The organism is Streptomyces sp. NBC_01431, from assembly GCF_036231355.1.
In the GTDB taxonomy this organism is placed as follows: Bacteria; Actinomycetota; Actinomycetes; order Streptomycetales; family Streptomycetaceae; genus Streptomyces.
Map to the genome: position 1 here is coordinate 5431091 of NZ_CP109496.1, position 23150 is coordinate 5454240.

General features: G+C 71.3%; 18 protein-coding genes, 2 tRNA genes and 1 pseudogene. 15 read left to right on the forward strand and 6 right to left on the reverse strand.

The annotated features are described in order from the left end of the window. Positions 1 to 33 precede the first annotated feature (33 nt). From nadD to OG522_RS24875, 7 genes are all read left to right on the forward strand, one after another. Positions 34 to 651 (forward strand): nicotinate-nucleotide adenylyltransferase, encoded by a 618-nt coding sequence (nadD, locus tag OG522_RS24845; protein WP_329465203.1) that lies wholly within the window; start codon positions 34 to 36, stop codon positions 649 to 651. 46 nt (positions 652 to 697) lie between these two features. Beyond that, complete coding sequence (locus OG522_RS24850; protein ID WP_329465204.1) at positions 698 to 2359, forward strand: LCP family protein; 1662 nt, start codon at positions 698 to 700, stop codon at positions 2357 to 2359. Between the two features lie 142 nt (positions 2360 to 2501). Then, on the forward strand, positions 2502 to 2942 hold the full coding sequence (gene rsfS / locus OG522_RS24855; RefSeq protein ID WP_329465205.1) for a ribosome silencing factor: 441 nt from the start codon (positions 2502 to 2504) through the stop codon (positions 2940 to 2942). Then, entirely contained in the window at positions 2939 to 3595 is a 657-nt protein-coding gene (locus tag OG522_RS24860) for a histidine phosphatase family protein (RefSeq protein ID WP_329467727.1), read from the forward strand. Before rsfS ends, OG522_RS24860 begins: the two co-directional genes overlap by 4 nt. Before the next feature lie 104 nt (positions 3596 to 3699). Beyond that, a tRNA-Ala gene (locus tag OG522_RS24865) sits at positions 3700 to 3772 on the forward strand. 263 nt (positions 3773 to 4035) lie between these two features. Continuing rightward, positions 4036 to 4206, forward strand: a complete 171-nt coding sequence (locus tag OG522_RS24870; RefSeq protein WP_329465206.1) for a hypothetical protein — start codon at positions 4036 to 4038, stop codon at positions 4204 to 4206. A gap of 2 nt (positions 4207 to 4208) precedes the next feature. Further along, complete coding sequence (locus tag OG522_RS24875; RefSeq protein WP_053726163.1) at positions 4209 to 4442, forward strand: hypothetical protein; 234 nt, start codon at positions 4209 to 4211, stop codon at positions 4440 to 4442. Here the strand turns inward: OG522_RS24875 and OG522_RS24880 are convergent. After that, positions 4336 to 5610, reverse strand: a pseudogene (locus tag OG522_RS24880) (glycosyltransferase 87 family protein); the annotation flags it as partial. The gene OG522_RS24875 and the pseudogene OG522_RS24880 overlap by 107 nt on opposite strands. A 116-nt stretch (positions 5611 to 5726) precedes the next feature. Here OG522_RS24880 and OG522_RS24885 point away from each other — a divergent pair. Next, a tRNA-Ala gene (locus OG522_RS24885) sits at positions 5727 to 5799 on the forward strand. A gap of 84 nt (positions 5800 to 5883) precedes the next feature. Here the strand turns inward: OG522_RS24885 and OG522_RS24890 are convergent. Both OG522_RS24890 and OG522_RS24895 read right to left on the reverse strand, forming a co-directional pair. Next, positions 5884 to 7443, reverse strand: a complete 1560-nt coding sequence (locus OG522_RS24890; protein WP_329465207.1) for an NADH-ubiquinone oxidoreductase-F iron-sulfur binding region domain-containing protein — start codon at positions 7441 to 7443, stop codon at positions 5884 to 5886. A 28-nt stretch (positions 7444 to 7471) separates the two neighbouring features. Further along, the gene (locus OG522_RS24895) at positions 7472 to 8653 is read right to left on the reverse strand and encodes a hypothetical protein (protein WP_329465208.1); all 1182 of its coding nucleotides are present in this window, start codon (positions 8651 to 8653) and stop codon (positions 7472 to 7474) included. A gap of 372 nt (positions 8654 to 9025) precedes the next feature. On the opposite strand from OG522_RS24895, the gene leuS reads away from it, so the two are divergent. From leuS to OG522_RS24925, 6 genes are all read left to right on the forward strand, one after another. Beyond that, positions 9026 to 11899: a leucine--tRNA ligase gene (gene leuS, locus OG522_RS24900; RefSeq protein ID WP_329465209.1), complete on the forward strand. Its 2874-nt coding sequence runs from the start codon at positions 9026 to 9028 to the stop codon at positions 11897 to 11899. Between the two features lie 121 nt (positions 11900 to 12020). After that, positions 12021 to 12758: a hypothetical protein gene (locus OG522_RS24905; RefSeq protein WP_329465210.1), complete on the forward strand. Its 738-nt coding sequence runs from the start codon at positions 12021 to 12023 to the stop codon at positions 12756 to 12758. A 68-nt stretch (positions 12759 to 12826) separates the two neighbouring features. Next, entirely contained in the window at positions 12827 to 13672 is an 846-nt protein-coding gene (locus OG522_RS24910; RefSeq protein WP_329465211.1) for a DegV family protein, read from the forward strand. A gap of 140 nt (positions 13673 to 13812) precedes the next feature. Further along, positions 13813 to 14910 (forward strand): ComEA family DNA-binding protein, encoded by a 1098-nt coding sequence (locus tag OG522_RS24915; protein WP_329465212.1) that lies wholly within the window; start codon positions 13813 to 13815, stop codon positions 14908 to 14910. A 329-nt stretch (positions 14911 to 15239) separates the two neighbouring features. After that, positions 15240 to 18029 (forward strand): ComEC/Rec2 family competence protein, encoded by a 2790-nt coding sequence (locus OG522_RS24920; RefSeq protein WP_329465213.1) that lies wholly within the window; start codon positions 15240 to 15242, stop codon positions 18027 to 18029. 618 nt (positions 18030 to 18647) lie between these two features. Further along, positions 18648 to 19532 carry a YceI family protein gene (locus OG522_RS24925; RefSeq protein ID WP_443074746.1) on the forward strand — a complete coding sequence of 295 codons (885 nt, stop codon included), beginning with the start codon at positions 18648 to 18650 and terminating at the stop codon, positions 19530 to 19532. A gap of 25 nt (positions 19533 to 19557) precedes the next feature. On the opposite strand, the gene OG522_RS24930 is transcribed toward OG522_RS24925, so the two are convergent. Continuing rightward, complete coding sequence (locus tag OG522_RS24930) at positions 19558 to 19806, reverse strand: hypothetical protein (RefSeq protein ID WP_329465214.1); 249 nt, start codon at positions 19804 to 19806, stop codon at positions 19558 to 19560. Between the two features lie 79 nt (positions 19807 to 19885). Here OG522_RS24930 and holA point away from each other — a divergent pair, with 79 nt between their 5' ends. After that, positions 19886 to 20872: a DNA polymerase III subunit delta gene (gene holA, locus OG522_RS24935; protein WP_329465215.1), complete on the forward strand. Its 987-nt coding sequence runs from the start codon at positions 19886 to 19888 to the stop codon at positions 20870 to 20872. Positions 20873 to 21364: 492 nt separating this feature from the next. On the opposite strand, the gene OG522_RS24940 is transcribed toward holA, so the two are convergent. Further along, on the reverse strand, positions 21365 to 21550 hold the full coding sequence (locus OG522_RS24940; RefSeq protein WP_329465216.1) for an acyl-CoA carboxylase epsilon subunit: 186 nt from the start codon (positions 21548 to 21550) through the stop codon (positions 21365 to 21367). Between the two features lie 9 nt (positions 21551 to 21559). Then, positions 21560 to 23140: an acyl-CoA carboxylase subunit beta gene (locus OG522_RS24945; RefSeq protein WP_329465217.1), complete on the reverse strand. Its 1581-nt coding sequence runs from the start codon at positions 23138 to 23140 to the stop codon at positions 21560 to 21562. Positions 23141 to 23150 lie beyond the last annotated feature (10 nt).

Genomic DNA, 23150 nt, shown 5'->3' on the forward strand with positions numbered 1-23150 from the left:
GGGCCGTCAGCCGGGCCAGTAGGCTCTGCACGCATGGGAGAGCAGGAAGTGCCTACCGGTCCGGTCAAGCGACGCATCGGCGTGATGGGCGGAACGTTTGATCCGATCCATCACGGACACCTCGTGGCCGCCAGTGAGGTGGCCTCGCAGTTCCATCTGGACGAGGTCGTCTTCGTACCGACCGGGCAGCCGTGGCAGAAGAGCCACAAGCTGGTCTCCCCGGCCGAGGACCGCTATCTGATGACGGTCATCGCCACCGCGTCCAACCCGCAGTTCTCGGTCAGCCGCATCGACATCGACCGCGGCGGGGCGACGTACACCATCGACACCCTGCGCGACCTGCGCGACCGCAACAGCGACGCGGATCTCTTCTTCATCACCGGCGCGGACGCGCTCGCCCAGATCCTCACCTGGCGGGACGCCGAGGAACTGTTCTCGCTGGCCCACTTCATTGGCGTGACCCGGCCGGGTCACCTGCTGACGGACGACGGGCTGCCCGAGGGCGGCGTTTCCCTGGTGGAGGTCCCGGCGCTGGCGATCTCGTCGACGGATTGCCGGGCGAGGGTCGCGCAGGGCGATCCGGTCTGGTATCTGGTTCCGGACGGTGTGGTGCGCTACATCGACAAGCGCCAGCTGTATCGCGGCGAGTGAGACCAGTAGGACCGCCTGTACCTCGGCGAGTGAGAGAAGGCCACCGGTGAACGACCGCCAGTACGACCCGTACGCGCCGCAGGTGCAACTGGTCGGGTACGACGAGTACGGCCGGCCGGTGTACCAGCAGGTGCAGCCGCAGCAGCAGACGTACGACCCCTATGCCCAGCCCCAGGAACCCCAGCAGCCTCAACAACAGGGGTACGGCCACGACGCGCAGTACGTCCCGCAGCAGTCGGCGTACGACCCCTACGCACAGCAACAGCCCCACCAGCCCCAGCAGTTTCCGCAGCAGGACTACGGATACGACTACGGCACCGCCCAGCAGCCGGCCGTTCAGGCGCCTCCCGCGCCGCAACAGGCGCCGGAGCCCGAGGCCGTGCCCGTGGTTCCCCAGCAGCGGCGGGACGAGGGCGGCGACAGGGGCGAAAGCGGTGAACGGGACTACCGCACCGAGCAGTTCTCGTTCATCGAGGAGCCCGACGAGGACTCCGAAGACGTCATCGACTGGCTGAAGTTCACCGAGAGCCGCAGCGAGCGGCGTGAAGAGGCCAAGCGGCGCGGCCGCAACCGCATCGTGGCGCTCGTGGTGGCGCTCGCCCTGGTGGCCGTGGGCGGTGTCGGCTACCTCTGGTACGCCGGAAAGCTGCCCTTCCTCTCGTCCTCCTCGGACACGAAGAAGGGCGCCACCGCGGCCGGTCCGCAAAAGCGCGACGTGATCGAAGTCGATCTGCACAACACCAAGTCGGGCGGCACCTCCACGGCGCTGCTCGTCAACAACGCGACCACGCAACAGGGCACCACCGTCCTGCTGCCCAACTCGCTCTCCGTCCCCAACGACGACGGCAGCCGCACCACCCTGGGCAAGTCCGTGGGCGCGGACGGCTCCGCGGGCACCCGCGACTCGATCTCCAGTCTGCTCGGCACCAAGATCACCGGTACCTGGCGCCTGGACACCCCGTACCTGGAGAACCTCGTCGACCTCGTCGGCAACATCGACATCAGTACGGATGTCGATGTCCCCGCCGCCAAGCAGGGCGGCGACCCGGTGGTGAAGAAGGGCGACGACCAGACGCTCTCCGGTCCCATGGCCGTCGCCTACGCCACCTACAAGGGTCCCGGCGAGGCGGACACCAAGCAGCTCCAGCGGTTCGGAGCGGTGATGTACGGGGTGCTGCGGAAGATCTCCGACGATCCGAAGGCGGCCACCGTCACCGTTCAGACGCTCGCGCAGATCCTCGACCCCTCCCTGCCGGAGAGCGACCTCGGCGCCTCCCTGGCCAAGCTCGCCGAGCACGCCAAGACCGGCGCGTACAAGACGGCGGTCCTTCCCGTGCAGAGCGACGGCTCGCTCAGCCAGCAGGCGAGCGACAGCGTGGTCAAGGACATCCTGGGTGGCCAGGTCGGCGGCGGCGTCGACAAGGGCACGGCGGTGCGGGTCGGTGTCAAGAACGCCAGCGGCAACGCTAAGGCCACCGAAGCCGCCAGGATCACCCTGGTCAACGGCGGCTATGCGTTCATCGACGCCGGAAACACCACGACCGAGGCGGTTTCACAGGTCCTGTACGGAGATCCGGCGCAGAAGGCGAAGGCCATCGAGGTCGCCAAGACACTGGGTCTCGCGGACAGCGCGGTCAAACAGGGCAAGGCGGCCGCCAACTCCGACGTGTCGGTCGTCATCGGCAAGGACTACAAGCTCCAGCAGTGACGGCAAGCGCCTGAGCTCCCTCAGCAGAGGCTGCGAGCTCGTGCTGTCAGGGCCCCGGCGGTCATGCCGTCGGGGCTGTCGGTGGTCCGTGAGATCCTGGAAATTGATCTGATCCGATCTGACCGCCGACGAAAGCCTGCTTGTGACCGCCACGGACCGTTCCATCGAGCTCATCACCGCCGCCGCTCAGGCGGCCGCCGACCGGCTCGCGCACGACATCATCGCGTACGACGTCAGTGACGTGCTGTCGATCACCGACGCCTTCCTGCTCGCCTCCGCGCCCAACGACCGCCAGGTCAAGTCGATCGTCGACGAGATCGAAGAGCGGCTGAACAAGGAGCTCGGCGCCAAGCCGGTGCGCCGTGAGGGCGACCGCGACGCCCGCTGGATCCTGCTCGACTACGTCGACATCGTCGTCCACGTCCAGCACAGCGAGGAGCGCGTCTTCTACGCCCTCGAGCGCCTGTGGAAGGACTGCCCCGAGCTGCCGCTGCCCGACGACGCCATGAAGACCCGTGGCAAGGCCGCCGAGCACGCCGCGCTGACCGGCGCCCCCGACGAGACGGACGGTGAGCTGAACTGAACGGCACCACCAAGGGCGGCCGGGGCCGCCGCATAGTCCTGTGGCGGCACGGCCAGACGGCCTGGAACCTGGAGCGCCGCTTCCAGGGCTCCACCGATATCGAGCTGACCGAGAGCGGCCTCGGCCAGGCGCACCGGGCGGCGCGGCTGCTCGCCGCGCTGCGGCCCGACGCGATCGTCTCCTCCGACCTCCAGCGGGCCGCCGCGACCGCCGCCGAGCTGGCGGCCGTCACGAGCCTGCCGGTCGAGCACGACTCGGGCCTGCGCGAGACGTACGCGGGTGCCTGGCAGGGTCTCACGCACGAGGAGATCGTCGCCCAGTACGGCGAGCAGTACGCCGCGTGGAAACGCGGCGAGCCGGTGCGCCGGGGCGGCGGTGAACTGGAGACCGAGGTCGCCGACCGGGCCGCCCCGGTCGTGCTGCGCCACGCCGACAAGCTGCCCGACGGCGGCACCCTCGTCGTGGTCAGCCACGGCGGCACCATCCGCACCACCATCGGCCGACTGCTCGGTCTGGAGGCGCACCACTGGGAGGGCCTGGGCGGCCTCACCAACTGCTGCTGGTCCGTCCTCGGCGAGGGCGCGCGCGGCTGGCGCCTGCTTGAGCACAACGCCGGCACACTCCCCGAGCCGGTTCTCGGCGACGACGTCTAGCCGCTGCTCAGCGGCGGTGCCGACCGGATTTCACTTTCCGGCAGGTCACAGGCTAAAGTTCTTCTTGTTCGCAGCGCGGGAGCGCAGGAAACAAAGCGAACAGCGGGGCTATAGCTCAGTTGGTAGAGCGCCTGCATGGCATGCAGGAGGTCAGGAGTTCAATTCTCCTTAGCTCCACAATCGGATCCCGTCCCCTCGTGGGGGCGGGATCTTCTTGTTGCTACCGCGCCAGGAGGGTGGCGCGCCGCGGTTGTTCGTCCCGTACCGGGGCGCACGCGTCCGCCGGACGCGCCGTGGCCGTGCTCTCTCACGCCGACCGGACGGGCGCGCCGGGCACCGTGGCTGGTCTCGTACGGCGACAGCACTGACCCTCTTGCGAGGGCATGGCAGAATCGGGACGGCCGGAGGGGGACGACGGACCGAACGGGAGGGAGTGCGCGATGCCCGCGAGTCGCGAAGAATTCCCGGAACCGCCCGGCGGTCCGAAGAGGGCGGAGCCCAGCGCCCGCCTGAGCTGCCCCTCCTGCGGTTCCTCCCACGTCGCCCAGATGCTCGGCGACAACGGCGGAGTGTCCTACGTGTGCACGGCCTGCGGCCACAGCTGGAGCTGAACATGGGTGCACACAGGCGGAAATGTGACTGGTGCGGCAGCGGTACGCCCATCGTCAGGGACATGGATCCGGTCAACACCGACTACCAGTACTGGTGCGAGGAATGCGCGCGGGCGCTGATCATAAAGGGCGACCCGATCGAGACGTATCGGGAACTCGAAGGCGAGCCGATCTACGGCCGTCTCCTTGAGGCGCACTGCACCCTGAAGCGGTTCTACTCGTTCGCCACGGCCTGAGCGCGGCCAGCACCAAGAACGCCGCCCCGGCCAGTGGATAGAGGGCCGAAAGCGCCATCTGCCCGGCGCTCTGGGCGAGTTCGGGCCGGGCCGGACCGTGTGGGACCCACCACAGGGCGTACGAACAAAAGACGGCGCCCATCAGCGCCCAGCGCGAGCGCTCTGCGGCGAGCAGCACGACCACCGGTACGCACCACACCCAGTGGTGCGACCAGGAGACCGGGCTGACGAGCAGCGCCGTCACCGCGCACGCCGTGGCCGCCCAGGCCCGCTCCCCGCGCAGCTCGGCGCGTACGGCGACGGCGAGGCCCAGGGTCGCGGTGGCGGCCGCTGCGACTGTCCACCACAGGCCCGGCTCGCCGGTGTGCAGCAGCCGGGCGAGCACTCCGCGCAGCGACTGGTTCGCGGTGTCCTCGGCGTGGCCGACCCGGCCCGCCTCGAACACCATCGACGTCCAAAAGCGCTGCGAGTCGTACGGGAGCACCATGGCCGCGCTCGCCGTGGCGGTCCAGAACACCGCGGCGGCCCTAATACTCATGCTCAGCGGAAAGTTCCCGGCACTGCCCCTGGTGCGCACGACGGCGGTGATCAGCAGGAACAGTGCGAACAGGGCGGGCGTGAGCTTCACTGCGGCGGCGAGGCCGATGCCGGTGCCCGCCCAGCGGTGGCCCGGTCTGCGGGTGAGGTCCCAGAGCACCACGACGGCGAGCAGCAGATTGATCTGGCCGTAGCGCAGCGTGGTCCACACCGGCTCGCACCAGACGGCGAGCGCGGCGATCCACAGGGCCGCGCCGGGGCGGTGGGAGCCCACGAGCCGCAGCGACAGCTGGGCCAGGGCGATGAGTAGCACGAGGTTGGCGGCGGTCGCGAGGTTCCGCATCGCGGGGACGCCCAGCAGCGTGAGCGGCGTGAACAGCAGCGCGGCGAACGGCGGGTAGGTCGTGGGAAGCCGGGCCGTGGTCGCACGCATCGCGTAGAGGTCGGCGCCGGCCCGCACGGTCTGGCCTTCGGCGCGGTAGACCATCAGGTCGATCATCGAGACCGCGACGGCCCGCTGAGCGGCCCAGAAGACCGCGAAGGAGAGCAGGCAGAGAGCGGCGGCGAGCGGTACGGAACGGCGGGCGGAGCCGAAGCGGGTGGCGGTGTGCGCGAGCACCTTCACGGTCACGAAGACGGACGTTACCGTCCTTGTCCGTACAGAACGGAAACCGATTTGGTGAAGCACCGGGGTGACCGTGTAATGTTCTCGATGTCGCCGCGGGAAACGGGGCGGCGAGAAAACAAGGGGCTATAGCTCAGTTGGTAGAGCGCCTGCATGGCATGCAGGAGGTCAGGAGTTCAATTCTCCTTAGCTCCACAGTAAAGAAGGCGGGCCATCCGATTCGGATGGCCCGCCTTCTTCTTGTGCCTCCCTTCAGGCCGCCAAAATGATCAGAACCGATCAACTCCGGCCGCTGCCAAGGGCCTTGCGACTGATCTGGGGGAGCGCGGCCGGAGCCTGTTCGATCCGGAGCGCGAGCGCGGGGCAGCGGCGCACGGCACGTTGGGCGCGCCCGCGCAGATGCATCGGCACGGTGGCGTCGGCGACCAGGGGATAGCCGTCGGGGCCGAGACGGATCAGCTCGGGCACGATGTCCGCGCAGAGCCCATGACCCTCGCACAGCGTCCAGTCGACCAGCACCTTCTCGCCACTGGGCACGCCCTCCTCGCGGTAGCCGGGGCCGGGCAGCGGCAGTACGCCCAGGGTCGGCCGGCCGCAGCCGCCGGCCAGCACATGGGCCGCCAGATCGTCCGTGAATGCCGCCAGCGTCGACGCGAGGAAGCGGGCCGAGCCGTCCGGATGCTTGCAGGCGCCCCGGCCCTTCACCGCCCGCGTCACCTCGCGCAGCGCCTCAAGTGCCGCCGGGCCGCCGCCGTTCAGCACGTCCGCCAGCCCGCCCGCGGCGGCCGGCAGGCCCAGCCTGCACGGACCGCACTGGCCCGCCGTCTCGGCCGCCAGCCAGTTCGTGACCCGCAGGGCCTCGCCGAGCGCACAGGTCTCCGTGCCGATCGGCAGGATCGCGCCCGCCCCCAGGGACCCGCCGAGCGCGGACAGCGAGGCGCGCGAGACCGCCGCGTCATGGGCGGCCACCGAATCCAGCCAACTGCCGTGATAGCCACCGGTCAGTACGCCCTGGGGCAGCGAGGGCGCACCGGCCAGCTGGAGGACGTACCGCAGCGGTACCCCCGTGGGGACCTCCACCACCATCGGGCGGGCGACCGCTCCCGAGAGCGTGAGCAGGACCGTGCCGGGTTCGGTGGACTCGCCGGTGTTGCAGAAGCGGCGCGGGCCGAGGCGGGCGGCCACCGCGAGTTGGGCGTACGTCTCCGCGTTGGACAGCAGTGTCGGAGCGCCGCCGACACCCGACTCGGCGGCGCGCTCACGACGGCCCGGAGGGAGGGCTGGGCCGCCGTCCGCGGCCCGGATCACCGCGGAGGCCTCGCCGGAGACCATGCGCTCGGGAGTGCGCACCACACGCGCACGCAAGGCGGAACCGCGCTTGTCGGTGAGGCCCCGTTCGGCGAAGGCCGCCCGGATGGAGGCCTCCGTGGAGTCGCGGGTGACCGCGACGACCAGGGTGCGGGCGCCGAGCGCCTCGGCGGCGAGCAGCGCACCGTCCAGGACGAGGTGGGGGGCCCGGCACACCAGGACGGTGTCCTTGCGGCAGGCGGGCTCGCCCTCGCTCGCGTTGACGACGACGACCGGACGTATGCCGCGCCTGATCGCGGCGGAGGCGACCGCACGCAGTTTGCGGCCGAACGGGAAACCGGCGCCGCCGCGGCCCGTGAGGGCGATGTCGTCGGCGAGTTGGGACAGACGCTCGCCGTTGACCGGCTCCAGCGGGCCGTGCACCTTGAGGTGCATCGGCAGGGCCAGGCGCTCGACGAGATCGAAGCCCGAGGTCAGATGGGGCAGGCCGACGACGCGGACCTCGGGGACGTCGGGGAGGGGCGTGTTCATGGTCGTACTCCTGCTGTTGCGGGCGCCGTCACGGGCGTTCTTCGGGGGCGGGGCCCGGCACGGGGTGCCAGGGCTCACCGGCCGCCGGCGGCTGATAGGGCGCGGACTGCACGGGCGAGTGCAGCGGCTCGGGCGGGCGCGGCGAAGGCGCGGGCCAGCGGGGTGCCGGGGGAGCGGGCGGAGCCAGGGAGACCGCGCGGTAGGCCGCCGAAATGCCGGTGCCCGCATCGGCGCGTACGTCCTGCGCGGAGGCACGGAAGCGGGGCAGCGCCTCGTGCGGGGGCTCGTACAGGGCGGGAGTCTCGCGCGGTGCCTCTTCGAGGGCTTCGTACGGAGGCTGGCGGGGGACTTCGTGGGGAGGCCGCACACCACGTAGTGATTGCGTCGACCGCGCCTCATAAGAGGGCTGCGCGTCGTAGGCCGACGGCTCCTCGAAGATGGGCGGCTCGGTAGGCCGCGGCGGTACGGCCGCAGTCTCGGCGGGCTCGCTCCCCGCACGCGGCCGGACGAGGGCGAGACGCTCGGCCAGCCTGCGCTTCACCGGCCTGGGCAGCGCGCGTACGGTGAGCGCGCCCGCCACCCCCGCAAGGCACAGGCAGTACATCGTGACCACCCAGCCGGCCGGCGGGCGTCCCGCGTACAGGCCGTGCAGCAGCGCCGAGCACCAGGCCGGGTAGGCGAGCATGTGGACCGCGCGCCAGCGCCCGGCGACGCGGCCCGGAGTGGCGAAGGCACTGCGCATCGCGCCCGTGGCGGCCGCGACGACCATCAGGATCCCGGCGAGCGAGCCGAAACCGATCAGCCCGGACGAACCGGTGACGCCGAGCCCGAAGGGGACGATGGCGCCGAGCAGGCTCACGTGGCCCAGCGCGATCTTGACGGTGACGTGCAGCAGGAGGAAGCCGATCGAGGCGACGGCGGTCGCACGGTGGACGGCCTGCGCCATCAGGCGGTGACGCGGAGTGAGCAGCAGGCGGTCGGTGGCGAGCAGTCCCCAGGCGACCGAGGCAGTCAGCGAGACCAGCGACAGGACGCCGGTGGTGAAGTCCAGCGCGGCGCGCAGGCCCGCGGAGGAGAGGAGCGCGATGGGGGGTATGAGCAGTGCGGCGAGGCCGAGCGCGGCGGCGGAAAGGCCGCCTTTGCGGGGCGGGCGGCCCCGGGCGGGGCTCTTGAGCAGACGGTGCGGGTTGAGCGGATTGCGAGGTTTCATGGTGGGGCGACTCCGAATGGTTCGGCAAAGCGGTCCCGTGGCGGCATGCTAGGTCGCCCCATACCAGCCAGTACGAGGTTTGAGTTGTTGCCCCAGAAGAGGGGGGTACGCGGAGTAACCTCTTCCGGACGGCTCCGGCCGGTACTCCGTGCGGGCCTTGCGGCGCCTGCGGTACCCTGACGCCATGCGTGCCGTACGCCTTCTGCTTAGCGAGCCGCGCTGAACACTCCCGACCGATGAAGAGATCCGGTCGGACTCGGCGCGGCGCCCCCTCCTGTGCGAGGGGTTTTTTCGTTTGGCGATTCGATGGGCGGGTCGACGGACGAACGCTCGTAACCGCTGGCAGAGACGATCGATGGAGCTTTGAGGATCATGAGCGAGACGAATACCGCTGCCGCCGCAGAGACGGCCGCGCCGCACCGCTACACGGCGGCCATGGCCGCCGACATCGAGGCACGCTGGCAGGACTTCTGGGACGCCGACGGCACCTACGCGGCGCCGAACCCGACCGGTGACCTGGCCGGCGACCCGGCGGTCGTCGCCCGGCCCAAGAAGTTCATCATGGACATGTTCCCGTACCCCTCGGGCGCGGGTCTGCACGTCGGCCACCCGCTGGGCTACATCGCCACCGACGTCTACGCCCGCCACCAGCGCATGACCGGCCACAACGTGCTGCACACCCTGGGCTTCGACGCCTTCGGCCTGCCCGCCGAGCAGTACGCGGTGCAGACGGGCACCCACCCGAGGGCCTCCACCGAGGCCAACATGGCGAACATGAAGTCCCAGCTGCGCCGGCTGGGCCTGGGTCACGACAAGCGCCGCTCCTTCGCGACGATCGACCCCGAGTACTACAAGTGGACCCAGTGGATCTTCCTGCAGATCTTCAACTCCTGGTACGACACCGAGGAGAAGAGGGCCCGCCCGATCGCCGAGCTGGTCACCGCGTTCGAGAACGGCTCCCGCGAGGTCCCCGGCGGCCGTGACTGGGCCGCGCTGAGCGCCGCCGAGCGCTCCGAGGTGCTGGGCGGCTACCGCCTGGCGTACGCCTCGGACGCGCCCGTCAACTGGTGCCCCGGCCTGGGTACCGTGCTGGCCAACGAGGAAGTCACCGCCGACGGCCGCTCCGAGCGCGGCAACTTCCCCGTCTTCAAGGCCAAGCTGCGCCAGTGGAACATGCGCATCACCGCCTACGCGGACCGCCTGCTCGACGACCTGGACGCGCTGGACTGGCCCGAGGCCATCAAGCTCCAGCAGCGCAACTGGATCGGCCGCTCCGAGGGCGCCCGCGTCGACTTCGCGGTCGGCGAGGGCGACGCGATCACCGTCTTCACGACCCGTCAGGACACCTTGTTCGGCGCCACCTACATGGTGCTGGCGCCCGAGCACGAGCTGGTCGACACCATCGTCCCGGCCGCCTGGCCCGAGGGCACCCACGAGGTGTGGACCGGCGGACACGCCAACCCGGCCGAGGCCGTCGCCAAGTACCGCGCGTTCGCCGCGTCCAAGTCGGACGTGGAGCGCCAGGCCGACGCCAAGGAGAAGACCGGCGTCTTCACCGGCGCGTACGCCCTCAATCCCGTCAGCGGCGAAAAAGTTCCCGTCTTCATCGCCGACTATGTGCTGATGGGCTACGGCACCGGCGCGATCATGGCCGTACCGGCGCACGACAGCCGTGACTTCGCCTTCGCACGCGCCTTCGAGCTGCCCATGCGCTGTGTCGTTGAGCCCTCGGACGACCGCGGCACCGACGCCTCCACGTGGGAGGACGCGTTCGCCTCTTATGAGGCGGCGCTGGTCAACTCCGCCAACGACGCGATCTCCCTGGACGGCCTGCACGTGGTCGAGGCCAAGGCGAAGATCACCGACTGGCTGGCCGAGCGCGGCATCGGCGAGGGCACCGTCAACTTCCGCCTGCGCGACTGGCTGTTCAGCCGCCAGCGCTACTGGGGCGAGCCCTTCCCGATCGTCTACGACGAGGATGGCGTGGCCCACTCGCTGCCCGAGTCCATGCTGCCGCTGGAACTGCCGGAGGTCGACGACTACTCGCCGCGCACCTTCGACCCGGACGACGCCGACACCTCGCCGGAGACCCCGCTCTCCCGCAACGAGGACTGGGTCAACGTCGAGCTGGACCTGGGCGACGGCGTCAAGAAGTACCGCCGCGAGACCAACACCATGCCCAACTGGGCCGGTTCCTGCTGGTACGAGCTGCGCTACCTGGACCCGCACAACAGCGACAAGCTGGTCGACCCGGCCATCGAGCAGTACTGGATGGGCCCGCGCGAAGGCCAGCCGACCGGCGGCGTCGACCTGTACGTCGGCGGCGCCGAGCACGCCGTGCTGCACCTGCTGTACGCGCGCTTCTGGTCCAAGGTGCTGTTCGACCTGGGACACATCTCCTCGGCCGAGCCGTTCCACAAGCTGTACAACCAGGGCATGATCCAGGCGTACGTCTACCGGGACAGCCGCGGCTTCCCGGTGCCGGCCACCGAGGTCGAGGAGCGCGACGGCAAGTTCTTCTTCGAGGGCGAGCCCGTCAAGCGCGAACTGGGCAAGATGGGCAAGTCCCTGAAGAACGCGGTCACTCCGGACGAGATCTGCACCGAGTACGGCGCCGACACGCTGCGCCTGTACGAGATGGCGATGGGTCCGCTGGACGTCTCGCGCCCCTGGGACACGCGTGCGGTCGTGGGCCAGTACCGGCTGCTGCAGCGCCTGTGGCGCAACATCGTCGACGAGACGACCGGTGAGGTCACCGTGACCGACGCCGAGCCCGACGAGGCGACCCTGCGTGCGCTGCACAAGGCCATCGACGGGGCCGGCGCCGACCTGGCGGGGCTGCGCTTCAACACCGCCATCGCCAAGATCACCGAGCTGAACAACCACCTGACCAAGGCGGGCGGCCCGCTGTCGCGCCCGGTCGCCGAACAGCTGGTGCTGCTGATCGCGCCGCTGGCCCCGCACATCGCCGAGGAGCTGTGGCGCAAGCTGGGCCACACCGACTCGGTCGTGCACCGCGACTTCCCGGTCGCCGACCCCGCGTACGTCGTGGACGAGGCCGTGACCTGCGTCGTCCAGGTCAAGGGCAAGGTCAAGGCCCGTCTGGAGGTGCCGCCGGCCATCTCCGACACGGAGCTGGAGAAGCTGGCCCTTGCCGACGATGCCGTCGTCGCGGCGCTGGGTGGCGCGGGCATCCGCAAGGTGATCGTGCGGGCGCCGAAGCTGGTGAACATCGTCCCCGAGTAACGGCCGAAACGGCACTGAGGGCTTTCCCCTACGGGCAGGTTGGGGGTTCCGATGGAACCCACGGCCTGCCCGCTCCGTTTACGGTGGAGGGGAGGATGCCGAACCGACCGAGGGGACGTTCATGGAAGCCGCGATCCTGATCATGGCGCTGCTGTTCGTCGCCTTCGTGGTGCTGGGCGTGTATATGACGGTCAAGGCGGTCGGCGCCGCCAAGCGCGGAGTGGAGCGTACGGTCACGCAGGCCCGCAGAACCGTCGAGGACACCACGCTGCGCGCCAGGAGCGTGGGACAGGCGGGTGTGGCCGGCGAGCTCGCCCAGCTGCGCCTGTCGCTGCGCACCTCGATGCGGGCCACACAGGACGCACTGCACGCGGGGGTGGCCGAGGACGAGTCCCTCAAGGAGTCGCTGGCCCTGTTCGAGCGGCTCAGCGGGCACGGCCATGAGCTGGACGACGACCTCAAGCGCCTGGAGCGGGAGCCCGACAAGCGGCGGATCGCGGAGCGGATGCCCGATCTCCGCGAGCGCACCCAGCGCATCACACACTCGGCGGACTCGCTGCGCTGGGCGGCGCGGGACCGGGCCCAGCAGTTCGCCGACGACGAGCTCGCCTCGCTCAGCGAGCAGATCGAAATGGAGTCGGGAGCCCTGCGCCACTGGTCGACGAAGGGGCCCACGACGGGCGCCCCGGCGAACGACTCCGCTTCCTGGTCGGACCTTTCGGGGACCCGACCGTCCCCGGAGGGCGCGGCCCAGCCCCGTGCCGAGCCGCCCGCCGAGGCCCCTCGGTCACTGGACGCGGCCGAGCCGCCCAAGACGTACCCGTGGCAGAAGACCCGCCGCCCCGAGACGACCACCTGAGACCCGAACTGATCATTCCATCGGGCCGGGCTGCCGTACCGCGGCGTCGGCGGGGTAACCTCCCGCTCATGTCCCGCCATGTCGCGATCGTCACCGATTCAACGGCCTACCTGCCGCCGCAGACGATGGAGCGGCACAGCATCACCGCGGTGCCGCTGACCGTCGTTCTCGGCGACCGGGCGCTGGAGGAGGGCACCGAGATCTCGGCCCGCTCGCTGGCGCTGGCCCTGCAGAAACGACGCTCCGTCACCACCTCGCGGCCCAGCCCGGAGGTGTTCGCGGCCCACTACCGGGCGGTGGCCGCCGCGGGTGCGACCGGCATCGTCTCGCTCCACCTGTCCTCCGAGTTCTCCGGCACGTATGACGCGGCCGTGCTGGCAGCGAAGGAAGCCCCCGTTCCGGTGCGGGTGGTCGACACCGGCATGGTCGCGATGGCGCTCGGCTTCTGCGCGCTGGCCGCGGCCCAGGTCGCCGACGCGGGTGGCCCACTGGACGAGGCGGTGGCGGCGGCGGAGAAGCGGGCCGCCGAGACCTCCGCCTACTTCTACGTCGACACCCTGGACTACCTGCGGCGCGGCGGCCGCATCGGCGCGGCGCAGGCACTGCTCGGTTCGGCCCTGGCGGTCAAGCCGCTGCTCCAGCTGAACGGCGGCCGGATCGAAATGCTGGAGAAGGTACGCACCGCGTCGAAGGCCATCGCCCGGCTTGAGGAGATCGTGGTCGACCGGGCCGGGAGCAGCCCGGTCGACATCGCCGTCCACCATCTCGCGGCCCCGGACCGCGCCGCAGCTCTGGCCGAACGGCTGCGGGAACGGGTGCCGGGCCTGGTCGACCTGCACATGAGCGAGGTCGGAGCGGTGATCGGAGCGCATACGGGACCGGGTCTGCTGGGGGCCATCGTGTCGCCGCGCTGAGCGGGCGGGGAAAAGGACGGCCCGCCGAGCTTGCCGGAACTCACTCTCACGAGTGACCGAGATATCCACAACTGGCTTGCTGTCCACGGGAATTGAGGCTCTTCGGCGGGTTCGGGCGGATGTGCCTAACGTCTCGTGACATGGCTATCCGATCACCACGCACCGCTACGAGCGGACCGGGCCGGGCCTCCGGTTCGGACGGCCGGGTCCGCCGAGGGCCCGGTCACCGCAGCCGTCCTGTCCGGACCCCGGTCCCCGTACTGGCCGCGCGCAAGCGTGCGGACGCGCTGTTGCGACCACCCCCGACGGGCACGGCGGACCCGCCGCACGAACCACCCGTCTCGCCGACCCTGCGGGTCCTCGGGCGGTTCGCGCTCGCACCGCCGCCCGTACGTGAGCCGCGCGAGGCGCATGAGGAGGCAGCTCCCACCACACCGATGGATTCTCCGTTCCCAGGCGTATGGGAGCGGGCGCGGGCGGCAGTGCGCGAACGGCTGCCGCTCTGGGCACAGTCGAGGTTCGGTCTCGCGCCGCGGAGCCTGGCTGCGCTGTGCGTGGTCCTGGCCATCGCGGCGGGATTCGCCGTGCACCACTTCTGGGCCGGTCGCCCACAGCCCGTACGGGCTCCCGATCTGACCGACGGCCCGGCGCTGGAGGCGACGGCGAGTCCGGGCAACACTTCGGGCCGCGGATTTGGCGGCGCTTCGGGCGGCGGTTCGGGGCGAGGCGCGAGAGCCGGAGCAACGCCCCAGCCGGTGGCGAACGCGGCGCCGTCGCCGGCCGGAGCGCTCGTGGTGGACGTCGGCGGGAAAGTGCTGCGGCCGGGGGTCTACCGGCTGCCCACCGGATCGCGTGTCACCGATGCGCTGACCGCGGCCGGGGGCGTGCGCGAAGGCGCGGATCTGACAGGGGTCAACCGGGCGCGGCTGCTGACGGACGGCGAGCAGGTCCTGGTCGGAGTGCCCGGCGCGGTGGTGCCACCCGGACCGGGCGCCGGCGCCCGGTCGGCGTCCGGCACCGGTTCCGGCACCGCAGGCGGCTCGAACGGACCGGTCAGTCTCAACACCGCGTCGGTGGAGCAACTGGACGGGCTGCCCGGCGTCGGCCCCGTACTGGCACAGCACATCGCCGACTACCGCGCCCAGCACGGAGGCTTCCGCTCGGTCGATGAACTGCGCGAAGTCAACGGCATCGGCGTCCGCAAGTTCAACGACCTGCAACCACTGGTGCGGCTGTGAACCGGCGGGGGGCTGGAGGCGGACCGCGTGGGGTGGATGTGGATGGCGCGAGGGACGTCGCGGCCGGCGTCGCCGGTGTGAACCGGCCGGGGGTTGGCCTGGGAACCCGTGGTGCGGGTGGGGATGGCCTGGCGGGTGGAGTCGCCTTCCGTGGCGCGGGTGTGGATGGAGTGGGGGACGGAGCTGGAACCCATGACGCGGGTTCGGATGGTCGGGGGGACGGAGCTGGAATTCGTGGTGTCGGTGTGGACGGCCTGGCGGGCGGGGGCGCGGTCTGTGGCGTGGGCGCTGACAGGCGGGGAGACCGAGCCACGACCTCTCCTGTGGCGGTGGCTCGGCCGGAGGTCCACACGGAGTCGGGCCACCGGTTGGGCGCGGCGAACCCGTATCGGGAGGGTCCCGCCGACCTGCGCCTGGTCGGCCCCGCCCTCGGAGCCTGGGGCGGCACGGCTGCGGCACTGAACGCTTCGGGGAAGTCGGCGAGTTGGGGTGCCGCGCTGTGCCTCGCTGGGGCGGGGATGCTGGTGGCGCCGGTCGCCCGGCGGGCGCTGGCGCGGTGGATCGAGGACGTGCGGGCCCGCCGGCGCGCCCTGGACAGGGAGAGATCGAGGGAAGCAAATGCGGCTGGTGCGGCTCCAGTTGACGACGCCGCGACTGCCGGGGTCTGGAAATATCGGGGCGCGGTGGCCGGGGTGTTGGTCTGTACGGCGGCAGGCGTCCTGGCCGGTGGACTGCATGCGGCCGAGGCCCGACGCGGGCCGTTGCCAGGTCTCGCGCGGGAATTCGCGCAGGCCACAGTGGAGCTGGTGGTCACGGCCGACCCGCGACCCACCAAGTCCCCGGGCTGGGGCGGCGCCTCGGTGGTGGTGGAAGCGGAAGTGGAGCGGGTCTTCGGGCCGGACGGGAGAGCCGGTCCGGTCCGTGCCGCCCCCGGAGGCCCGCAGCGCGCCGAACGAGGCGGCGCATTCGTCCTCGGGCGGGAGCGAGGCGTTTCGTCCGTGCTCGGTCAAGAGCGAGGCCGCGCGTCCGTCGTGCTCGGCCCAGAGTGGGGCCGCGCATTCGTCCTCGGGCGTGATCGAGGCCTCTCGTCCGTGCCCGAGCAAGAGCGAGGTCCGGCGTCCGGCCTCGGGGAAAACGGGGAAGACGAGGGAGGCGAGCGGGTTCGTACGCCGGTGCTCGTGTTCGCGCCTGCCGGCTGGCGGGGGCTTTTGCCCTCGACTCGGGTGCGCGTGGCGGCTCGGCTTTCGCCAGGTGACGGTGGCATCGCCGCCGTTCTGAAGGTGCCGAACGGGCCGCCGGACATCATCGGGCCCCCAACTGCCATGCAGCGCATGGCCGGTGAGCTGCGGGCCGGGCTGCGGAAGGCTACTGAAGGGGTTGCGCCGGACGCTCGGGCGCTGCTGCCCGGACTGGTCGTCGGCGACACGTCGCGGGTCACACCCGACTTGCGTGCGGCCTTCGAGGCGACCGACCTCATGCACCTCATGGCCGTATCAGGCAGTAATTTGGCGATCATTTTGGCCCTGTTGATCGGGTCTCCGGGGCGCGCGCTGCTGGCCGAGCGGGGTGGCCTCGCGCCGCGCCTCGGGATCTCGCTGCGGGGCACCGCCTGGCTCGGCGGGATACTCACACTCGCCTTCGTCGTGGTGTGCCGACCGGAGCCGAGCGTATTGCGCGCGGCTGCCTGCGGACTTGTCACCCTGCTGGCCATCGGCACGGGGCGGCGCAGATCGCTGATCCCGGCGCTGGCCGCCGCCGTACTGCTCCTGGTGCTGTACGCACCGGAGTTGGCCCGCAGTTACGGGTTCCTCCTCTCGGTGCTTGCCACCGGGGCGCTGCTCACGATCGCGCCGGGGTGGAGTGCGGCACTGCGGCGGCGCGGGGTGCCGGACAGGCTCGCGGAAGTGCTGGCCGCGGCGGCAGCTGCGCAGGCAGTGTGCGCGCCGGTCGTAGCGGTGTTCGCCGCGCGGATCAGCCTGGTGGCCGTGCCGTGCAACCTGCTGGCCGAACCGGCGGTGGCGCTGGCGACGATCGCGGGGTTCGCCGCACTGGCCGTGGCGCCGATCGCGATGCCCGCCGCCGAACTCCTTGCCTGGTGCGCGAGTTGGCCCACGAGCTGGATCGCCCAGGTCGCCCGTAGGGGAGCGGCTCTGCCCGGCGCGGAGTCGGGGTGGCCGGGCGGCTGGCTTGGCGGAGCACTGCTCGCCGTCGCCACCGGGGTGGCGGTGCTCGGAGCCAGGCGGCTGCCGCGCCACCCCTGGCTGGCCGCCGCGCTCGCCCTGCTCCTGCTGCTCGTCGTGCTGCGGCCCGCCCCGCTCACCAGGATCGTCACCGGTTGGCCCCCGCCGGGCTGGTCGTACGCCATGTGCGATGTGGGGCAGGGCGATGCCACGGTGCTGGCGGCCGGCGCGGGGGCGGCGGTGGTGATCGACACCGGGCCCGAGCCCGGCCCGGTCGACCGCTGTCTGCACGAACTCGGGGTGACGCGGATCCCGCTGGTACTGCTCACCCACTTCCACGCCGACCACGTGGGGGGTCTGGCAGGGGTGTTGCGGGGGAGGTCGGTCGGGTTGATCGAAACGACGGGGTTCGCGGAGCCACCCGATCAGGCGGCGTTCGTGCGGCGGACCGCGGCGGCGGACCGGGTGCCGTTGGTGGTGGCCGGGTACGGGGAGCGGCGGGCTGTGGGCGGTCTTTCGTGGGAGGTGCTGTGGCCGCCGCCCACGCCGGGCCCGGTGCCGGACGGGCCGAACGACGCGAGCGTCACGCTGCTCGTGCGTACCGCAGGTGGACTGACCCTGCTGCTGCCCGGGGATCTCGAACCACCCTCCCAGCAAGGCCTGTTGAGGAACAATCCGGGGCTGGCGCGGGTGGACGTTCTGAAGGTCGCCCATCACGGCTCCGCGCATCAGGACCTCGCGCTGCTCAGGACCGTACGCCCGAGGCTCGCGCTGATCTCGGTGGGCCGGGGCAACAGATACGGGCACCCGGCTCCGGGCACGGTCGCCGTCCTGCGGGCCCAGGGTGCGGTGGTCCTGCGCACGGACACGGACGGGGCGATCGCCGTCACGGGCGCGGGCAGTGCGCTGCGAGCGGTGCCGCGGGGGCGCGGCCCGTGACGGCGCGGTGAGCTGGTGGAGCGGGGTTCGGATGCACATGCGGTGGATGGCGCTCGACCCCTGGCGCCCGGCCCGCCGGGCGACCTGTCACGAACCGGCGGAGAGGCACGAGGCGGGGTTCACCGGAGAGGGGGGTCCACCGGAGGGAGGGGCGCAACCGGGGGGCTGGAGGGAAGGGGGCCACCGGGGGAAGGGGTCCACCGGAGGGAGAGGGGGGTAGGGACCCGGGCGTCCCCGTCTCTTTCGAGGCGGGGCCCGTACGTCCTGCTTGCGCTGCTCGCGGCGGCGTGCCGGCTCGTGTGTCGTCATGTCCCGCTACGCTGACGGGTGTTGGGGGACGGCTGCCTCGGGCGGGGGACGCAGGTCCCACGGGGTTGAGCGTGGCGTGGCGAGGGTGGATCGGGGCCTGCGCGGGGCGGGTAAGTGGAACGGCCAATTCGGGCCTCTGGTGACAGGTGCCGCAAGAGCACACACGCACCGCGTTTGCCTCGAACGGCACAACAGTGATCGAATGCGTCTTCGTCAAGGGGCCGCAGACCTGCTGTGGCGAGGACGGACAAGGATGTCTGCCCCCAGCGCGGCCCGGTAGATCCTTCTTCGCACGGGGGTGCGTGCACAGTGTTCAGCCGCTGGTTCGGCAAGAGCTCGACCGGTTCTCCGCTCCGTACCGGCCCCCTGGCCGGGCTCGCGGTTCCGCCGACCGCGGGCGTGCTCAGCTGTCGGGTGCTCGACCCGGTCAGCGAGCCCGTTCAGCAGGCCGAGTTCGTGATCAGCGACACCTCGGGCCGGAAGATCGTGGGCGGGGAGACCGACCCGTTCGGGACGGTGGTCACAACGGTTCCGGCGGGGGAGTACCGGCTGGCCGTCACGGCCGAGGGGTACACGCCGTTCCACGGCAACGCCACGGTCGCCGCGAGCGGGCTCGCCGCGCTCGGCGACCTCACGCTCCAGGTCGCCGCCCCGCCGACGCTGCCGGACCCCGGCGAGTGGGAGCTGGACCCGACGCACTCTCAGATCGGCTTCACCGCGAGCCACATCGGACTGGCCCGCATCCACGGCCGGTTCAACACCTTCGCGGGAGCCATCCGGATCGGGGAGCGCATGGAGGGATCGGCGATGCACGTCATCATTGACACCGCCTCCATCGACACGGGCGTCCGGATGCGCGACGACCATCTGCGGTCCGGCGACTTCCTGGACGTCGGGAACTACCCGACGATGGAGTTCTACAGCGACCGGTTCGTGCACCGGGGCGGTAGCCGGTGGGCGATCATCGGCGGGCTCACCCTGCACGGAGTGAGCCGCACGGTGACACTCGACACGCAGTACCTGGGCCTGGGAACCGGGCTCGGCGGCGAGACCCGGGGCGCCTGCCGGGCCAGTACCGAACTGCACCGCGAGGATTTCACGCTCACCTGGCAGACCATGCTGGCGCGTGGCATCGCGGCCATCGGATCCTCGATCTCGATCGACCTCGACATCCAGGTCGTGCCGAAGAGCTGAAGCGTACGGCGGGCGGACGCGCGGGTCAGGGGGCTTCCAGCCAGCCGTCGTGCCCGGCGGCCAGGTCATCCAGGGCCGTCGGGTCCAGGCGGGCGGCCGCATCCTCCACGACGACCAGCCACTGGGCGTCCTCGGCGTCGTCCTCGCCGGCCAGGGCGTCGCGTACCAACTGGGGCTCCTCGGCGAGGCCGAAGAGGGTGGCCAGCTCGGTGGCCACCTCTTCGGCGGCGTCGCGGTCCGGGAGTACGAGTACGTGTCGGGTCACATCGTTCACCTGCCCATTATCCGGTACGGGGGTGGCCGGGCAGGGAGCGGGCCGGGACTGTCAGTGGCCCGTGGGATGCTGGAAGGCGATGGCCACCAGGAAGAATTCCACCGACGATCCGCTCGCCCCCGTCACGCTCGCCGTGGGCCAGGAGGACCTGCTGCTCGACCGCGCCGTGCAGCAGGTGGTGGCGGCCGCTCGGGCCGCCGACTCCGACACCGATGTGCGTGACCTGACCTCCGACCAGTTGCAGCCCGGCACGCTGGCCGAGCTGACCAGCCCGTCGCTCTTCGCCGAGCGGAAGGTCGTGGTCGTACGCAACGCGCAGGATCTGTCCGCGGACACGATCAAGGACGTGAAGGCGTACCTCGACGCGCCTGCCGAAGAGATCACCCTGGTGCTGCTCCACGCCGGCGCCGCCAAGGGCAAGGGGCTGCTCGACGCGGCGCGGAAGGCGGGGGCGCGGGAGGTCGCGTGCCCCAAGACCACGAAGCCGGCCGAACGGCTCACCTTCGTACGGCAGGAGTTCCGGGCGCTGGGGCGGTCGGCCACGCCCGAGGCCTGCCAGGCGCTCGTCGACTCCATCGGCAGCGATCTGCGCGAGCTGGCCTCCGCGGTGTCCCAGCTGTGTGCGGACGTGGAGGGAACGATCGACGAGGCGGTCGTCGGGCGGTACTACACGGGGCGGGCCGAGGCATCCAGCTTCACCGTCGCGGACCGGGCGGTGGAGGGGCGGGCCGCGGAAGCCCTCGAAGCACTGCGGTGGTCGTTGTCGACGGGGGTCGCGCCCGTCATGATCACCAGCGCGCTCGCGCAAGGGGTGCGGGCGATCGGGAAGCTGTCGTCCGCGCGGGGTGGGCGACCGGCCGATCTCGCACGGGAGTTGGGGATGCCGCCGTGGAAGATCGACCGGGTGCGGCAGCAGATGCGGGGGTGGACGCCGGACGGGGTTTCGTTGGCTCTGCGAGCCGTGGCTGAGGCGGATGCGGGGGTGAAGGGTGGGGGGGATGACCCCGAGTACGCCCTGGAGAAGGCCGTCGTCGCGATTGCCCGTGCCGCGAGGTCGGGGCGCTAGCGCCCTGGCCCGCCCCGCCGTTTGACCTGGGCTTCGCCCCGGGCCCCTTGTTCCGGGCTTCGCCCCGGGACGCCTTGGCGTGGGCTTCGCACAGGGACCCGTCGTTCGGGGCTTCGCCCCGGGGCCCCTTGGTCTGGCCTTCACCCAAGGACCCATTGTTCGGGGCTTCGCCCTGCCCCCTCGGGTTCGTCGACTGCGGGTTGTGGGTGGTTGGTCGCGCAGTTCCCCGCGCCCCTGAAGGGCCTGGGCTCCGCCCGGCCCCCAAGGCGCCCCGGCCACCAGACCGGCACCCCCCCGCGCCCCTGAAGGGCCTGGGCTCCGCCCCGCCCTCAAGGCGACCCGGCCACCAGACCAGCGCCCCCCGCCCCAGGGCGCCCCGGCCACCAGACCAGCGCCCCCCGCCCCGGGGCACCCCGGCCACCACACCAGCGCCTCCCGCCCCCTCACCGCACCGGAACACCCGCTCGCCTGGTTAGGGTGGGCCGTGGTTGCTCACGCTGCTCGGCGCCAGCTCACTGGGGGGTTGTATGGCTGGCGGCGCCAGGGGGCCAGGGGGATTACGGGGGCCAGGGCTGCGGACGGGGCGGCTGCCAGGGCGGCCAGGACTGCTGTCAGGACGGCCAGTTCGGTGTCCGTGGGGGTGCCCTTCACGACTCGGAACAGCGGTTCAGATGACACTCTCGCTCCTCACTGTGGGGGATTACCGTGCTTGCGGGACGGCAGATCGGCGTGTTTCGTGCGCAGCATGGCGAGTGCGGCGGACAGGACGGCCCGGGTCTCGGCCGGGTCGATGACGTCGTCCACCAGGCCCCGCTCGGCCGCGTAGTACGGGTGCATCAGTTCGGATTTGTACGCCGCGATCTTCTCCGCACGGACCGCCTCCGGATCCTGCGAACTCGCGATCTCCCGGCGGAAGATGACGTTGGCGGCGCCCTCGGCGCCCATCACGGCGATCTCGTTGGTCGGCCAGGCGTAAGTGAGGTCGGCGCCGATGGACTGGGAGTCCATGACGATGTACGCGCCGCCGTAGGCCTTGCGCAGGATGAGCGAGATCCGCGGCACCGTCGCGTTGCAGTACGCGTACAGCAGCTTCGCTCCGTGGCGGATGATGCCGCCGTGCTCCTGGGAGACGCCCGGCAGGAAGCCCGGCACGTCGACCATGGTCAGCAGCGGGATGTTGAAGGCGTCACAGAGCTGGACGAAGCGGGCGGCCTTCTCGGAGGCCTCGATGTCCAGGACACCGGCCAGGAACTGCGGCTGGTTGGCCAGGATGCCCACCACCCGGCCGTCGATCCGGGCCAGCGCGCAGATGATGTTCCGTGCCCAGTGTTCGTGGATTTCGAGCAGGTCGCCGTGGTCGACGATCTCCTCCAGGACCTTGCGCATGTCGTACGGGCGGTTGCCGTCCGCCGGCACCAGGTCGAGGAGCACGTCGTTGCGGCGGTCGGCCGGGTCGTCGCCGGGCGGCAGCGCCGGAGGCATCTCCCGGTTGTTCGACGGCAGCATCGAGATCAGGTAGCGGACCTCGGCCAGGCAGGTCTCCTCGTCGTCGTGGACGAAGTGGGCCACGCCCGAGACGCCCGCGTGGACGTCCGCGCCGCCCAGGCCGTTCTGGGTGATCTCCTCGCCCGTCACCGCCTGCACCACGTCGGGGCCGGTGATGAACATCTGCGAGGTTTCCCGGATCATGAAGACGAAGTCCGTGAGGGCGGGGCTGTAGGCCGCGCCGCCCGCGCACGGGCCGAGCATGACGCTGATCTGGGGGATCACGCCCGAGGCTCGGGTGTTGCGCTGGAAGATGCCGCCGTACCCGGCGAGCGCGGAGACGCCCTCCTGGATGCGGGCGCCCGCGCCGTCGTTCAGCGAGACCAGCGGGGCACCGGCCGCGATGGCCATGTCCATGATCTTGTGGATCTTCGTGGCGTGGGCCTCGCCCAGGGCGCCGCCGAAGATCCGGAAGTCGTGGGCGTACACGAAGACCGTACGACCCTCCACCGTGCCCCAGCCGGTGATCACACCGTCCGTGTACGGCTTCTTCGCCTCCAGACCGAAACCCGTCGCCCGGTGCCGGCGCAGCTGCTCCACCTCACGGAACGAGCCCGGGTCCAGGAGCAGGTCGATGCGCTCGCGCGCGGTCAGCTTGCCCTTGGCGCGCTGGGCCTCGGTCGCCTGCTCGCTTGGCCCGAGCCTGGCCTGCTCGCGCAGGTCGTGCAGTTCGGCGACCCGCACGGCCGCGATCTGTGGCGGCGGCTGTTCGGTCACGGTCATGTTCGGCCCC

Coding starts and splice junctions, on each gene's coding strand:
- nadD (WP_329465203.1), top strand. CDS start 34: ATGGGAGAGCAGGAAGTGCCTACCGGTCCGGTCAAGCGACGCATCGGC.
- OG522_RS24870 (WP_329465206.1), top strand. CDS start 4,036: ATGCCCGCGAGTCGCGAAGAATTCCCGGAACCGCCCGGCGGTCCGAAG.
- OG522_RS24875 (WP_053726163.1), top strand. CDS start 4,209: ATGGGTGCACACAGGCGGAAATGTGACTGGTGCGGCAGCGGTACGCCC.
- OG522_RS24890 (WP_329465207.1), bottom strand. CDS start 7,443: ATGAACACGCCCCTCCCCGACGTCCCCGAGGTCCGCGTCGTCGGCCTG.
- OG522_RS24895 (WP_329465208.1), bottom strand. CDS start 8,653: ATGAAACCTCGCAATCCGCTCAACCCGCACCGTCTGCTCAAGAGCCCC.
- leuS (WP_329465209.1), top strand. CDS start 9,026: ATGAGCGAGACGAATACCGCTGCCGCCGCAGAGACGGCCGCGCCGCAC.
- OG522_RS24905 (WP_329465210.1), top strand. CDS start 12,021: ATGGAAGCCGCGATCCTGATCATGGCGCTGCTGTTCGTCGCCTTCGTG.
- OG522_RS24910 (WP_329465211.1), top strand. CDS start 12,827: ATGTCCCGCCATGTCGCGATCGTCACCGATTCAACGGCCTACCTGCCG.
- OG522_RS24915 (WP_329465212.1), top strand. CDS start 13,813: ATGGCTATCCGATCACCACGCACCGCTACGAGCGGACCGGGCCGGGCC.
- holA (WP_329465215.1), top strand. CDS start 19,886: ATGGCCACCAGGAAGAATTCCACCGACGATCCGCTCGCCCCCGTCACG.
- OG522_RS24945 (WP_329465217.1), bottom strand. CDS start 23,140: ATGACCGTGACCGAACAGCCGCCGCCACAGATCGCGGCCGTGCGGGTC.